The sequence below is a fragment of the Nitrogeniibacter aestuarii genome (genome assembly GCF_017309585.1).
Taxonomy (GTDB): domain Bacteria; phylum Pseudomonadota; class Gammaproteobacteria; order Burkholderiales; family Rhodocyclaceae; genus Nitrogeniibacter; species Nitrogeniibacter aestuarii.
The window spans coordinates 4,593,523-4,606,059 of record NZ_CP071321.1 but is presented as its reverse complement, the minus strand read 5'-3'; the positions used below and the strand labels follow the sequence as shown (position 1 = coordinate 4,606,059).

Genomic DNA, 12,537 nt, shown 5'->3' with positions numbered 1-12,537 from the left:
GTCTGTTTTTCGGGGCAAACCATCGATCGCGACCATGACCGCCACCCCCTATCCGCCCGAACTGGTCAAACAGACCCAGCGCCGGCGCACCTTTGCCATCATCTCGCACCCGGATGCGGGTAAGACCACCCTTACCGAAAAGCTGCTGCTGTTCGGCGGCGCCATTCAGCTGGCCGGGACGGTGAAGGCGCGCAAGAGCGCCCGCCATGCCACCTCCGACTGGATGGAGGTGGAAAAGCAGCGCGGCATCTCGGTGAGCTCGTCGGTGATGCAGTTCGAGTACCAGGACCACACCATCAACCTGCTCGACACCCCGGGCCACGAGGACTTCTCGGAAGACACCTACCGGGTGCTCACCGCCGTGGACGCGGCGGTGATGGTGATCGACGCCGCCAAGGGCGTGGAGGCGCAGACCATCAAGCTGCTCGACGTGTGCCGATTGCGCAACACGCCGATCATCACCTTCGTGAACAAGTTCGACCGCGAGGTGCGCGAGCCCTTCGACCTGCTGCAGGAAATCGAGGAAACGCTCAAGATCGAATGTGCCCCGGTGACCTGGCCGGTGGGCATGGGCAAGAGCTTCAAGGGCGTGTATCACCTGCTCGACAACCGCCTGCTGCGCTTTACCGCCGGCGAGGAGCGCAAGAGCAGCGCCGAGATCATCACCGAGCTGTCCAACCCCAAGCTCGACGAGCTGTTCCCGAACGAGATCGGGCAGGTGCGCGATGACGTGGAGCTGATCGAAGGGGCGACCGAGCCCTTCAGCATCGAGCGCTTCCTGGCAGGCCAGCAATCGCCGGTGTTCTTCGGCTCCGGTATCAACAACTTCGGTGTGCAGGAAATTCTGCAGGCGCTGGTGGACTGGGCGCCGCCGCCGCAGCCGCGGGACGGCTCCGCGCGCATGATCGCGCCGGCCGAACCGAAATTCTCCGGCTTCGTGTTCAAGATCCAGGCCAACATGGACCCGAAGCACCGGGACCGTATCGCCTTCTTCCGTGTGTGCTCGGGCAAGTACGAGCCGGGCATGAAAACCCGCCACCAGCGGCTGGACCGGGAGTTCAAGATCGCCAGCGCCCTGACCTTCATGGCCAACGAACGGGTGCACATGGAGGCCGCCTACGCCGGCGACATCATCGGTATTCACAACCATGGCCAGCTGCAGATCGGTGACACCCTGACCGAAGGCGAAGCGCTGCACTTCAAGGGCATTCCGTACTTCGCGCCGGAAATGTTCCGCGCCGCGCGGCTCAGGGACCCCCTCAAGACCAAGCAGCTGCAGAAGGGCCTGCAGGAGCTGGGCGAGGAAGGCGCCATCCAGGTGTTCGAGGCCATCGGCGGGCAGATGCTGCTCGGTGCCGTCGGCCAGCTGCAGTTCGAAGTGGTGGCCCAGCGGCTGAAGGACGAGTACAAGGTGGACGCGATCTTCGAGACGGCCGACATCTACACCGCCCGCTGGCTGGTGTTCCCGGACGAGGCCACCCGCCGCAAGTTCGAAAAGGAACAGGCCATGCGCCTGGGCAACGACGTGGACGGCAACCCGGTCTATCTCGCCAGCACCCGCTACAACCTGCAGGTGACCATGGAGAAATGGCCGGACGTGGGCTTCAATGCCACCCGCGAACATGGCCAGAAGGTGGAAACCGCCTGAGCCGGTATCAGATGCTCACAGACAGTGTCATGTGCCTGCGCTAGAATGCCGCGCAACACGACTTTTGCATAAACGCTCGAATCGAGGTCAGTAAACATGGACGAACAAGACGAACTGGGTATTCCCCTTGGCGTGGTTTTCTTTGTCATCGCGCTGGTGATTGCGCTGGTGATCGGCCTGGGGATCTGGAAAGTGAACCAGGGCCAGGGGGTGGAAGTGGTCGAGGTTGTGCCGACCCCGGTGGGCGAGATCAAGGCCGAAGCCGCTGCCGAGGCTCAAGCCGAAGCGCAGCCCTATGCGCCGGTGACCGAGACCACCATGGTGTTCTCCGACATCGCACCGGTGGGTGATGCTCAGCTGAAGGTGTACTTCAACGTGGGCCAGACCGACCTGTCCGACGATGCCCGTGCCAACGTGGCGGCCCTGTCCAAGGTCATCACCAAGATGGAAGCAGGCGACGCCGTGGTGCTGATTTCCGGCTTCCATGACGAGTCGGGCACTGCCCAGGTCAATGCCGAAGTCGCCAAGAACCGCGCCATGGCCGTGCGTGACGCACTCATCGCCGAGGGCGTGCCTGCGGCAATGATCCAGCTGCGCAAGCCTGAAGTGACCCTCGGTGAAGGTGAGCCGGCTGAAGCCCGTCGGGTGGAAGTGCGGGTGCAGTAAGCTGGGGTCGCTGTTCAGCGAAATGAAGAACCGGGCCGTGTGCCCGGTTTTTTGTTGGCTGCGGGGGTTGTGGCTGTGCCTGGCTTGCCTTGGCCGGGTCTCGCCCCGGCGGGCGACCTACTTTCTTGCTTGTGCAAGAAAGTAGGCAAAGAAGCACAGCCCACGGTCGCGTCGCCTGCGGCGATCCCCAACCGCCAAACCCCGGTGGCGGCGTGCTTCGCCAACTCGCCCTTCGGGCTCAGACAGCGAAGCCCGTTTCCCCGCCCCCGGTGCTTGTCGATTGGCGCTTTCGAGGGCACTCCGGGCGTGCCTTTCGGGTGGGTTTCGTCGCCCGGCCGAGCGCAGCGACGCCGGGAACAGCGAAACTTGAACGTACGGCCGTAACAGTTGGCACGGCCCCAATCCCTCTGTCGTGCCGAGTCGTCCGGATGATCAGCAGAGTAAGTGACTTCGCTGTCTGAGCCCGCAGGGCGAGTTTGCGAAGTCACCTGCTGAGCGTTCGGGCAGGGAGGGCAGCCCGAAGGGCCACGAAAAGCGGGATGCGTCTCTTTGCCTACTTTCTTGCGCGCCAAGAAAGTAGGTCGCCCGCCGGTGCGAAACCCCACCAACGAACAGGCAAGGTCAATCCTTCCGCAATCGCAATTGCATTCGAGGTCACGCCACGGCCATTGCTGGCAGCACGCCTGCTCAGACGATCTTCGCCACCTCATCAAACGCCAACCTCGGCCCCCGCGGGTGATTCCCCGAAGGATCTCCATAGCCGAGATTGACCAGGAAGTTCGCCTTCCAGCGCCCATCGGCGAAAAACGCGGCATCGAGCTTGTCGGCGTCGAAGCCGCTCATCGGCCCGCAGTCCAGACCCAGCAGCCGGGCCGCCATGATCAGGTAGCCGCCCTGCAGGGTGCTGTTGCGAAACGCGGTGGTCTGCGCCAGAGCCTCGTTGTCGGCGAACATTGCCTGGGCGTTCTCGGCATGGGGAAACTGGCTGGGGAGGTGCTCGTAGAAGCGGGTGTCCTTGGCCACGATCACCGTCAGTGGCGCCGCCATGGTCTTGGCAATATTGCCTTCGGCAAGCGTGCTGGTGAGGCGCTCCTTGGCGGCGGCGCTGCGCACGAACACGTAGCGTGCCGGCTGGCAGTTCATCGAGGTGGGGCCCCAGCGCAGCAGGTCGTAGAGCTTGAGGATGGTCTCGTCGTCGATCTGGCGGGGGGTGAAGCTGTTGTAGGTGCGTGCGGACAGGAAAGCCTGTTCGAGCACGTCCTGGCTCAGTGCAGTGGTCACGCGTGTCTCCTGTGTGTCGATGCGTGAAGCATGGTCTCCATGCTGCCGCATCATTCTGTCAGTTTGATGGCAGGGCGTTCAGCCGATCACCGTCACGACGACCTTGCGCCGGTGCCTAGCAGTGCGGTGTTCCCAGAGGAAAATGCCCTGCCAGGTGCCCAGCAGCAAGCGGCCGCGACCCACCGGCACCGTCAGCCCGGTGTCGGTCAGCACGCTGCGCGCGTGGGCCGCCATGTCGTCGGGCCCCTCAAGGTCGTGCACGTAGGCCGGATCGCCATCCGGTGCCAGACGCGCGAGGACCGTTTCCAGGTCGCGGCGCACGTCCGGATCGGCATTCTCGGTGATGGTGAGCGAACAGCTGGTGTGTTGCACGAACACGTGACACAGCCCGGTATCGACTCCGCTGCTGCGCACCACCGCGTCCACCGCTTCGGTGATGTTGCGGGTGCCACGTCCGCCTGTCTCGATTGAAATCTGTTGCTGATAGGCCATGACGTCCATGATGCGACAGCCGCGCGCTTCAGGGAAGAGCGACTCGTGACCCTCAAGGCCACGGGCCGATGGTCGTTATTGTCGACTCGACCTTCCATTGCGGGCATTTTCATGGCGGATAAACGGATTCTCGTTGCTGACGATATCTCGGTCATCCGGGGCTTCGTCAAATCCGCACTCGTGGAGTTGAAGGTGAGCATTGCCGAAGCGTCGGACGGGCGCCAGGCACTGGACATGCATGAGTCAATGCCCGCCGATCTCATCATCTGCGACATCGGCATGCCCAACATGGGCGGTGAGCAGGTCGTCAAGACCCTCCGCGAAAAGGGTGACACCACGCCGATCATCATCCTGACCGCGGAAGCCGACAAGGGCATGATCGGACGCTTCGTCCAGCTGGGTATCCAGGGCTACGTGATCAAGCCGTTCAAGCCCGGTGTGCTTGCCGATCGGGTGATCGAATTGCTGTCGGGGACCGCTCCGCCGCCACCGCCGCCTTCTGCGGCCGCCGAAACCACAGACGAGACGCCATCGGCCGACGCTTGAGCCGCGCACCGACACGGTGGATGGCGTCGGGGTCGGCAACACACAATCAGTGATCCGGTGGATCAGGTGGCAATGATCACCTAAAGCCCGCGTGCCCATGCCGGGCGCAGGGGCGCGGCCTCGGGCGCTTCAATGGCGCTGCGTACCTGCGCCAGCAATCGCGCCTTGTCGGCCCCCAGTGTCCCTTTGAGCACCAGCCAGTTACTGGCGTGGTCGGAGCGGAATACGGTCTTGTTAAGCTCAAGCGCGGACAGCAAGCGCTCCATCTCGCGAAACAGGCCGGGCTGATCCAGCGGCGTCCATTCGGGAAAATCCGCCCGAAAGCGCTGCTCGCCCAGCGGAAAGCTCACCACCAGCGTAGAGAGATACTCCGGCTGGGTGGCGTTCATGAGCCGGGCCGAGTTGTCGGCATGCTGGTCGCTCAGTGCCGGGCCGCCCAGGCCGTTGAGAATCATCACCGAGCGGGTGATCCCCGCCTGGCCCAGCTTGTCGAGCGCCTCGCGGGTGGTGTCGAAGGTTTCGCCCTTGTTGACCCTTGCAAGCACCTCGTCGTCACCCGACTCGGCACCCACATAGACCATCTTCAGCCCCGCCTGCGCCAGCGCGTCGATCTCGGCCTGCGACTTCTTGCGCAGATTGCGCGGCAGGCAGTAACTGGAGATGCGCCGTACCGACGGCATGTGGGTGCGAATCGCCTCGAGAATGCTCAGCAGCCGTCGCGTCGGCAACACCAGGGCGTCGCCATCGGCCAGAAACACGCGTTGGACGGCGTCGCCCAGGCGCGCGCCGGTCTCCTGAATGTTGCGCATCACCTCGTCTTCGTCGCGCGCGCGGAATTTCTTCTGCGGCGCGGTGTACATCTCGCAGAAGGTGCAGTGGTTCCAGGAACACCCGTCGGTGACCGGCAGGATCAACGAGCGGGCCTCGCTGGGCGGGCGGTAGACGGGTTCGACGTAGCGGATGGGGAAGCTTGAGTTCATGTTGCGTGACACGAGTGAGCCGTTCGGGTGCGTCGTTGCTGACGCCGACCTGCGGGGCTATGCTGGTGGCAAGCCGGGCGGTGGTGCAGTGAGCCCGGCCGACGGGAATACTGGGGAAATCTGCGTGAAACTGCCTCCGAACATCGGTCCTGATGAGAAGGTCATCCTCTTCGATGGGGTCTGCAAGCTGTGCAACGGCTGGAGCCGGTTCATCATTCAGCATGATACGGCGCATCGGTTCAAGCTTTGCAGCGTCCAGTCAGACGAAGGCCAGGCCATTCTCGCCTGGTTCGGTTACCCGACCGACCACTACGACACGATGTTGCTGGTCGAGGACGGCAAGGCGTTTGAGCGCAGTGACGCTTTTCTTCGCGTCGTCGCACGCTTGCCGACGCCGTGGCGGTGGCTCGCGAGCTTGCGCGTGGTGCCCGAAAGTCTCCGGGATTTTCTGTACGACCGGATCGCGCTGAACCGCTATCGGCTGTTCGGCAAACACGAACAGTGCGTCGTGCCCTCGGCACGTGACAGGCTGCGCTTCGTTCAGGGTCCGCGTGTCGCCGACAATGAATGAGCGCGGATGAAAGCCGAGGTTTCTTCGATCGTTGAGGACGATGCACCGGTGTCGTTCTGGCTGTTGCAGGACGACGAACGTCGCTCCGGCGGCACCCGTCTCCCCGGACTGCGATGGGTGTTCGAACCTGTCCTGGCGGCATTCGGGCAGTGGGTGCTCATCACGCCAAAGGTGGCTCACCCTTGATCCATATATTCGAATTCCTGCGCTACCCGCTCGCGCTGGTCTTGATCGGTTACAGCCTGTACGGCGTGCTCAAGGGCTCGATCCGGGTCGGGTCGCGCTCGCACACCGGGGGGGTGACCACCATCCATCGGGCCGCGTCGCCCCTTCGCTTCTATTTCTGGTGCGCTTTCTTCATCGCGATCGGCCTTGCATGCCTGTTCGTCCCCTTCGTCGATGAGTCCTGACGCGCTTCACGCCCGTGATTCAGGGCCGGGGCGTTCGGCCGCGTATTTGTAACCCACCCCCCACACGGTGAGGATGCGCTGGGGCTGGGCCGGGTTGCGTTCGAGCTTGTTGCGCAGGCGGTTGATGTGGGTGTTGACCGTGTGCTCATAGCCCTGGTGGCGATAGCCCCACACCTGGTCGAGCAGGTCGACCCGCGAGAACACCCGCCCCGGATGCCGCACCATGAAGCGCAGCAGTTCGAATTCGCGGGTGGTGAGCGTGACCGCCGTGCCGTCCACCCGCACTTCGCGCGTAAGCAGGTCAATGCACAGATCCCCGTTGCTGACCGCCTCGCTGCCGGCCTGGCGGAAGGCTTCGGCGCGTCTCTCCAGCGCCTTGATGCGGGCGGCCAGTTCGCGTACGGACACGGGTTTGGCCAGGTAGTCGTCGGCGCCCTGATCGAGACCCAGCACCCGGTGCGCCGCATCGGCATTGGCGCTGGCGATGATCACCGGTGTCAGCGGGTCGGTCTCGCGCAACTGGTTGATGAGCGTGAGCCCATGCACGCCGGGCAGGTCCAGCTCGAGCACCACCGCCCGCCATCGGCCATGGCTGATGCGGTGCGCCCCTTCGAGACCATTACTGGCATGGGTGACGGAAAAACCCAGCGCTTCCAGCCGGGTTCGCAGCAAGGTGGTGGTGCTCTGGTCGCTGTCGATCAGCAGGATGTCGTCGTTGGCCATGGCGAATGGATGTCCGGAATGCCGAATACATGAAGTCTGACCCCTTGGCCTGTCGAAAACTTACATCCATGTTGCGCCGCAAAACTATCACGGAAAAGTTAGACATCCGTGAGGACTGCGTGACGTGCGCCGCCGAACAATCTCCCCGAACTTCAGTGCTCGGGCGCCCGTCGGCGCCTGCGCTGGTGCTCGAAACATTTCCAAGGAGAATTGCGCATGACTTCCCGTTTCGTTTCACGTCCGCAGGTGTGGGCGCTCGCCGCCGGCCTGCTGGCCAGCTCCGCTTCCATGGCCGCCCAGGTGAATCTCACCGTCACGGTTGAAAACTTCGCGCCCGAAAACAGCGTGACGTTTGCGCCGCTTCGCGTCGGTTTCCACAGTGGCATCTTCGACAGCTTCGATCTGGGTGGCGTGGCCGGCCCGGAAATCCAGACCATCGCCGAAGGGGGAAGCGATGCCCTGTGGCGCCCGGCGTTCGAAGCCGCCGACCCGGATGCCGTGGTCGGCTCCATCCTGCCCGGACCGCTGCTGCCCGGTCAGACCGCCACCACCACCTTCACCATCGATACCGAGCTGAACCCCTACTTCAGTTTTGCCGCCATGGTGGTGCCGAGCAACGACTTCTTCATCGGCAATGACGACCCCACCGCGTATCGCCTGTTCGATGACAGCGGTGTGCTGCAGATCGACCACATTGCCCAGTACGGTCGCGACATCTGGGATGCCGGCTCCGAGCAGTTCGATCCCACCGCGGCGGCGTTCATCGAAGGCTCCACCAATGCCAACCGAACCGATCAGAACTCGGTCGTCGCCTTCAACTTTGCGGAGTTTTACGGCTACAACGGTCTGACCACGGCCGCCGGCTATACCTTCGACGCACAGCTCGAAGGCGCCACGCCGATCTACGGCATCAGCTTCGCCATCGCGCCGGTGCCGGAGCCCGAAACCTACGCCATGATGCTGGCGGGTCTGGGTCTCATGGGCACGATCGCACGACGTCGCATGCGCAAGTAAGTCGCACGCATCAACGCACACAACCCGGTGACAGGCAGTTGGCCCGACACCGGGTGTTCGTGCGTCAGGCCTCGACCGGTGTCGCGCTCATGGCCTCACCCATGCGGATCGCCCCGGCGGGGTGCCAGGCCAGATTGAAGTGAAAGCGATCCTCAGGGAACAGCATCACCACGGTCGAGCCGAGCAGGAAGCGGCCCATCTCCTCGCCCTTCTTCAGGCTGACCTCACCAGCCGCGTAGCGCCACTTGGTCACATCCGGCCGACGCGGCGGATTGACGGTGCCGTGCCATACGGTGGCCATGCTGCCCACGATGGTCGCCCCCACCAGCACCAGCACGAAAGGCCCTTCGACGCTGTCGAACACGCACACCACGCGCTCGTTGCGGGCAAACAGGCCGGGCACGCCGCGGGCGGTGGCCGGATTCACCGAGAACAGCTCCCCAGGCACGTAGATCATCTCGCGCAGATCGCCGTCGCAGGGCATGTGGATGCGGTGGTAGTCGCGCGGGCTCAGGTACAGGGTGGCGAACAGGCCGTTCTCGAACTGTGTCGCCAGCTGATGATCGCCGCCGACCAGCGCGGTGGCCGAATAGTCATGCCCCTTGGCCTGAAAGATCTGTTCGCCCTTGATGGGGCCGAACTGGCTGATGGCGCCATCGACCGGGCACAGCATCTCGGCGTCGGCCAGGGGCCGGGCGTCGGCGCGAAGGGCGCGGGTGAAGAACTCGTTGAAGCTCGGGTAGCTGCCCGGGTCGGGGTTCTCGGCTTCGGACATGTCCACCTGGTAGCGGCCGATGAACCACTTGATGACGCCGGTGGTGGCCTTGCCGGCACGGGCGCGGGCCAGGCGGCCGGCCAGTTGGGTGAGTGCCTTCTTGGGCAGCAGATACTGCGACAGGACGAACAGGGTGTCGGACACGGTCACCAGCGATGGAAGTGGATCAGCCGCCGATTATAGACAACTCGATGCCCCCTGTTTGGCCTTGAACCGTCCGTGGCGCGATCGCTTCGTGTTGAGTTGCATCAAATCGTCCGGCACCCAAAATGTGTATCAGTAGAGTCTGATATACACGTATGCTTCGCAGCGCCCGTCCGTTGGAGCCACCTGCCATGAAATTCGCCCTGGGCCGACGCTGGCCGCTCATTCTGCTGGCTGTCGTGCTGCTTGGCGCCTTCGCTTTTGCCATGTTCCGTACCGGCCCGCTGGCACCGATCCGGGTGACCGTGCACACGGTCGCCGATGGCACGGTCACGCCCAGCCTGTTCGGCATCGGTACGGTCGAAGCGCAGCGCAGCTATGCCATCGGCCCCACCGCCGCCGGCCGCCTGCTCAGTGTGGAGGCGGACGTGGGTGACACGGTCACGGCCGGACAGGTGCTGGGGCGGCTCGACCCGGTGGATCTGAACGCTCGCGTCGCCGCGCTGGACGCCTCGCTCGCCCGCGCGGGCAACGCGGTGGTCGCGGCCCAGGCCCAGCAGCGCGATGCGGCCGCCAAGGCCAAGGTGACGGCCATCGAGGCCAAGCGCTACGACACCCTCGCCGACCAGAAATTCGTCAGCCCCAGCGCTGTCGAGGCCCGCGCCCAGGCCAACACCTCGGCGCGCGCGGCGGTCGATGCGGCCGCAGCCTCGGTGGCGGCCGCCCAGGACGACCTGACCCGCCTGCAGGCCGAGCGCGAGGCGCTGGTCGCGCAGCAGCGCAATCTCACCCTGGTGGCGCCGGTCGATGGCGTCATCACGGCTCGCCAGGCCGAACCGGGCAACACCGTGGTGGCCGGTCAGGCGGTGCTGCAGATGATCGACCCGAGCAGCCTGTGGGTGCGCACCCGCATCGACCAGAATCGGGCCAACGGGCTGGCCGAAGGGCTGGACGCACGCATTGAGCTGCGTTCGCACGCCGGCGATGCCCATATGGGCAAGGTGGTACGCGTCGAGCTGCTGAGCGACCCGGTCACCGAAGAGCGCATCGCCCGGGTGCGCTGTGACCGAGCCTTCAAGGAAGGCTCGGTGGGCGAGATGGCCGAAGTGACCATCAGCCTGCCACCGTCGGATGCCGGACCCATCGTGCCCAACGCGGCCCTGCGCCACATCAATGGCGAAAAGGGCGTGTGGCGCATCACCGAGGGCAAGCCGCGCTTCGTGCCGGTCAGCACCGGGGCAGAGAGCCTGGACGGCAACATCCGCATCCTCAACGGCCTGTCGTCGGGCGACACCGTGGTGGTGCACGCCGAGCGCCCGCTCAAGGACGGCGCCCGCATCAAACCGGTGGAGGTCATCACGGGGCTCAAGCGATGATCAGCCTCGCCGGGCGCGACATCCTCCACGGCTGGGGCAAGTTCGTGTTCACCGGCATGGGGCTGGGGCTGCTCATTGGCGTCACGCTCTCCATGGCCGGCATCTACCGCGGCATGGTGGACGACGCGCAGGCCTTGCTGGGCAACAGCGGCGCCGACCTGTGGGTGGTGCAGCAGGACACCCAGGGCCCCTACGCCGAATCGTCGAGCCTCCGCGACGACGTGGTGCGCTCGATCAAGGGCCTGCCGGGCGTGGCGCAGGCGGCCAACGTCACCTACTTCACCATGCAGGTGGCGCTGGGCGAGCGCGACGTGCGCGCCATGGTGGTGGGTTTCGAGCCCGGGGAACCCGGCGCCCCGGCCTATCTCATCGACGGCCGTCACATCACCCGCGGCCACTACGAGGCGGTGGCCGATGTGCGCACCGGCTTCCGGCTGGGTGACCGCATCCGCATCCGCCGCAAGGACTTCACCGTGGTGGGGCTCACCCGCCGCATGGTCTCGTCCGGGGGTGACCCGATGGTGTTCGTGCCGCTCAAGGACGCGCAGGAGGCCCAGTTCCTCAAGGACAACGACGCCATCGTGAACGAGCGCGAGCGCCTGGCCGCCAACCCCAGCTTCAATCGCCCCGGCGTGCCCGGCCTGCTCGACTCGGTGATCGACGCGCAGACCGTCAACCACAGCGTCAACGCCGTGCTGGTGCGCGTCGCCACCGGTCACTCGCCGGACGCCGTCGCTGACACCGTGCGCCGCTGGAAGCACCTGAGCGCCTACACCCGCGCCGAGATGGAGCAGATCCTGCTCGTGAAGCTCATTGCCACCTCGGCCCGCCAGATCGGCATGTTTCTGGTCATCCTCGCTGTGGTGAGCGCCGCCATCGTGGCCTTCATCATCTACACCATGACCCTCGGCAAGATCCGCGAGATCGCCGTGCTCAAGCTCATCGGCGCGCGTGACCGCACCATCGCCGGCATGATCCTGCAGCAGGCGCTGGGCCTCGGGGTGATCGGTTTCGTGGTCGGCAAGATCGCCGCCACCGTGTGGGCGCCGATCTTTCCCAAATACGTGCTGCTGCTGCCCGAAGACGCGGTGCGCGGCTTCATCATCGTGATGGTGATCTGCGGGCTGGCCAGCCTCATGGCCATCCGCGCCGCCCTGCGGGTGGACCCGGCCACCGCCATCGGAGGCTGAGCATGGCAGGCAACGGCATTCTCATCGAAGGGGTGCGCAAGCGCTACGGCGAGGGCGACACCGCCGTGGACGCGCTCAGCCATGTGGACATGCAGGTGGCGCCGGGCGAGGTGGTCGGGCTCATCGGCCCTTCCGGCTCGGGCAAGAGCACCCTGCTCAAGTGCCTGGGCGCGGTGATCGAACCCACCGCCGGGCGCATGACCCTGGGCGACGAGGTGATCTTCGACAACCGCTGGACCCTCCGCGACCTGCGCGCCCTGCGCCGCGACCGCATCGGCTTCGTGTTCCAGGCGCCCTACCTCATCCCCTTTCTGGACGTGACCGACAACGTGGCCCTGCTCCCCATGCTCGCCGGCGTGCCCAATGGCGAAGCGCGCAAACGCGCGCGGGAGCTGCTCGACGCGCTGGATGTGGCCCACCGGGCCAACGCCCAGCCCTCGGCCCTGTCGGGGGGCGAACAGCAGCGCGTGGCCATCGCCCGTGCGCTGGTGAACCGGCCCCCGGTGATCCTCGCGGACGAACCCACCGCGCCGCTCGACTCGCAGCGGGCGCTGGCGGTGATCCGCATCCTCAACGAGATGGCCGAGCGCTATCGCACGGCGATCATCGTGGTCACCCACGACGAGAAGATCATCCCCACCTTCCGGCGCATCTATCACATCCGCGACGGGCGCACGAGCGAAGAGGCCGGCGAGGGCCGGCCGATCCCGCGCGACTGAGG

At 65.3% G+C, this 12,537-nt stretch carries 15 protein-coding genes; 10 read left to right on the top strand and 5 right to left on the bottom strand.

Translation table 11 applies throughout. The features are described 5' to 3' along the window. Positions 1–34: 34 nt before the first annotated feature. Together J0W34_RS21495 and J0W34_RS21490 are read left to right on the top strand one after the other, a co-directional pair. Entirely contained in the window at positions 35–1,648 is a 1,614-nt protein-coding gene (locus tag J0W34_RS21495; protein WP_227817298.1) for a peptide chain release factor 3, read from the top strand. Positions 1,649–1,744: 96 nt separating this feature from the next. Continuing rightward, a complete protein-coding gene (locus J0W34_RS21490) occupies positions 1,745–2,314 on the top strand; it encodes an OmpA family protein (protein ID WP_227817297.1) in 570 nt (189 codons plus the stop codon). A 687-nt stretch (positions 2,315–3,001) separates the two neighbouring features. On the opposite strand, the gene J0W34_RS21485 is transcribed toward J0W34_RS21490, so the two are convergent. Beyond that, positions 3,002–3,595, bottom strand: coding sequence for a malonic semialdehyde reductase (locus J0W34_RS21485; protein WP_230970148.1), 594 nt, complete (start codon positions 3,593–3,595; stop codon positions 3,002–3,004). Positions 3,596–3,673: 78 nt separating this feature from the next. Then, positions 3,674–4,096, bottom strand: a complete 423-nt coding sequence (locus J0W34_RS21480) for a secondary thiamine-phosphate synthase enzyme YjbQ (protein ID WP_230970147.1) — start codon at positions 4,094–4,096, stop codon at positions 3,674–3,676. A 102-nt stretch (positions 4,097–4,198) separates the two neighbouring features. Between J0W34_RS21480 and J0W34_RS21475 the strand changes: the two genes are divergently transcribed. Next, positions 4,199–4,633 carry a response regulator gene (locus J0W34_RS21475; protein WP_230970146.1) on the top strand — a complete coding sequence of 145 codons (435 nt, stop codon included), beginning with the start codon at positions 4,199–4,201 and terminating at the stop codon, positions 4,631–4,633. Between the two features lie 80 nt (positions 4,634–4,713). On the opposite strand, the gene J0W34_RS21470 is transcribed toward J0W34_RS21475, so the two are convergent. Then, complete coding sequence (locus J0W34_RS21470; RefSeq protein ID WP_230970145.1) at positions 4,714–5,613, bottom strand: radical SAM protein; 900 nt, start codon at positions 5,611–5,613, stop codon at positions 4,714–4,716. Between J0W34_RS21470 and J0W34_RS21465 the strand changes: the two genes are divergently transcribed. From J0W34_RS21465 to J0W34_RS21455, 3 genes are read left to right on the top strand one after another with little or no spacing between them, the layout of a single operon-like run. Beyond that, positions 5,612–6,184 carry a thiol-disulfide oxidoreductase DCC family protein gene (locus tag J0W34_RS21465; RefSeq protein ID WP_230970144.1) on the top strand — a complete coding sequence of 191 codons (573 nt, stop codon included), beginning with the start codon at positions 5,612–5,614 and terminating at the stop codon, positions 6,182–6,184. The two genes, J0W34_RS21470 and J0W34_RS21465, sit on opposite strands and share 2 nt — an antisense overlap. 6 nt (positions 6,185–6,190) lie before the next feature. Then, positions 6,191–6,370, top strand: a complete 180-nt coding sequence (locus J0W34_RS21460; protein WP_230970143.1) for a hypothetical protein — start codon at positions 6,191–6,193, stop codon at positions 6,368–6,370. After that, positions 6,367–6,594 carry a hypothetical protein gene (locus tag J0W34_RS21455; protein ID WP_227817290.1) on the top strand — a complete coding sequence of 76 codons (228 nt, stop codon included), beginning with the start codon at positions 6,367–6,369 and terminating at the stop codon, positions 6,592–6,594. The genes J0W34_RS21460 and J0W34_RS21455 overlap by 4 nt, the downstream gene beginning before the upstream one ends. A 6-nt stretch (positions 6,595–6,600) precedes the next feature. Here the strand turns inward: J0W34_RS21455 and J0W34_RS21450 are convergent, their stop codons facing one another. Further along, on the bottom strand, positions 6,601–7,317 hold the full coding sequence (locus J0W34_RS21450) for a response regulator transcription factor (RefSeq protein WP_227817289.1): 717 nt from the start codon (positions 7,315–7,317) through the stop codon (positions 6,601–6,603). A 216-nt stretch (positions 7,318–7,533) separates the two neighbouring features. Between J0W34_RS21450 and J0W34_RS21445 the strand changes: the two genes are divergently transcribed. Continuing rightward, entirely contained in the window at positions 7,534–8,331 is a 798-nt protein-coding gene (locus tag J0W34_RS21445; protein ID WP_227817288.1) for an FxDxF family PEP-CTERM protein, read from the top strand. A gap of 64 nt (positions 8,332–8,395) precedes the next feature. On the opposite strand, the gene asd is transcribed toward J0W34_RS21445, so the two are convergent. Further along, the gene (gene asd / locus J0W34_RS21440) at positions 8,396–9,250 is read right to left on the bottom strand and encodes an archaetidylserine decarboxylase (protein WP_227817287.1); all 855 of its coding nucleotides are present in this window, start codon (positions 9,248–9,250) and stop codon (positions 8,396–8,398) included. Positions 9,251–9,441: 191 nt separating this feature from the next. On the opposite strand from asd, the gene J0W34_RS21435 reads away from it, so the two are divergent. From J0W34_RS21435 to J0W34_RS21425, 3 genes are read left to right on the top strand one after another with little or no spacing between them, the layout of a single operon-like run. After that, positions 9,442–10,626 (top strand): efflux RND transporter periplasmic adaptor subunit, encoded by a 1,185-nt coding sequence (locus J0W34_RS21435; protein ID WP_230970142.1) that lies wholly within the window; start codon positions 9,442–9,444, stop codon positions 10,624–10,626. Further along, entirely contained in the window at positions 10,623–11,816 is a 1,194-nt protein-coding gene (locus J0W34_RS21430) for an ABC transporter permease (RefSeq protein ID WP_230970141.1), read from the top strand. Before J0W34_RS21435 ends, J0W34_RS21430 begins: the two co-directional genes overlap by 4 nt. A gap of 2 nt (positions 11,817–11,818) precedes the next feature. Next, positions 11,819–12,535, top strand: a complete 717-nt coding sequence (locus J0W34_RS21425; protein ID WP_227817284.1) for an ABC transporter ATP-binding protein — start codon at positions 11,819–11,821, stop codon at positions 12,533–12,535. The last annotated feature ends 2 nt before the right edge of the window (positions 12,536–12,537 follow it).

What these genes read in the sequence shown, in the direction of transcription:
- J0W34_RS21495 (WP_227817298.1), top strand. Translation starts at nt 35, where the DNA reads ATGACCGCCACCCCCTATCCGCCCGAACTGGTCAAACAGACCCAGCGC.
- J0W34_RS21490 (WP_227817297.1), top strand. Translation starts at nt 1,745, where the DNA reads ATGGACGAACAAGACGAACTGGGTATTCCCCTTGGCGTGGTTTTCTTT.
- J0W34_RS21480 (WP_230970147.1), bottom strand. Translation starts at nt 4,096, where the DNA reads ATGGACGTCATGGCCTATCAGCAACAGATTTCAATCGAGACAGGCGGA.
- J0W34_RS21475 (WP_230970146.1), top strand. Translation starts at nt 4,199, where the DNA reads ATGGCGGATAAACGGATTCTCGTTGCTGACGATATCTCGGTCATCCGG.
- J0W34_RS21465 (WP_230970144.1), top strand. Translation starts at nt 5,612, where the DNA reads ATGTTGCGTGACACGAGTGAGCCGTTCGGGTGCGTCGTTGCTGACGCC.
- J0W34_RS21470 (WP_230970145.1), bottom strand. Translation starts at nt 5,613, where the DNA reads ATGAACTCAAGCTTCCCCATCCGCTACGTCGAACCCGTCTACCGCCCG.
- J0W34_RS21460 (WP_230970143.1), top strand. Translation starts at nt 6,191, where the DNA reads ATGAAAGCCGAGGTTTCTTCGATCGTTGAGGACGATGCACCGGTGTCG.
- J0W34_RS21450 (WP_227817289.1), bottom strand. Translation starts at nt 7,317, where the DNA reads ATGGCCAACGACGACATCCTGCTGATCGACAGCGACCAGAGCACCACC.
- J0W34_RS21445 (WP_227817288.1), top strand. Translation starts at nt 7,534, where the DNA reads ATGACTTCCCGTTTCGTTTCACGTCCGCAGGTGTGGGCGCTCGCCGCC.
- J0W34_RS21435 (WP_230970142.1), top strand. Translation starts at nt 9,442, where the DNA reads ATGAAATTCGCCCTGGGCCGACGCTGGCCGCTCATTCTGCTGGCTGTC.
- J0W34_RS21430 (WP_230970141.1), top strand. Translation starts at nt 10,623, where the DNA reads ATGATCAGCCTCGCCGGGCGCGACATCCTCCACGGCTGGGGCAAGTTC.
- J0W34_RS21425 (WP_227817284.1), top strand. Translation starts at nt 11,819, where the DNA reads ATGGCAGGCAACGGCATTCTCATCGAAGGGGTGCGCAAGCGCTACGGC.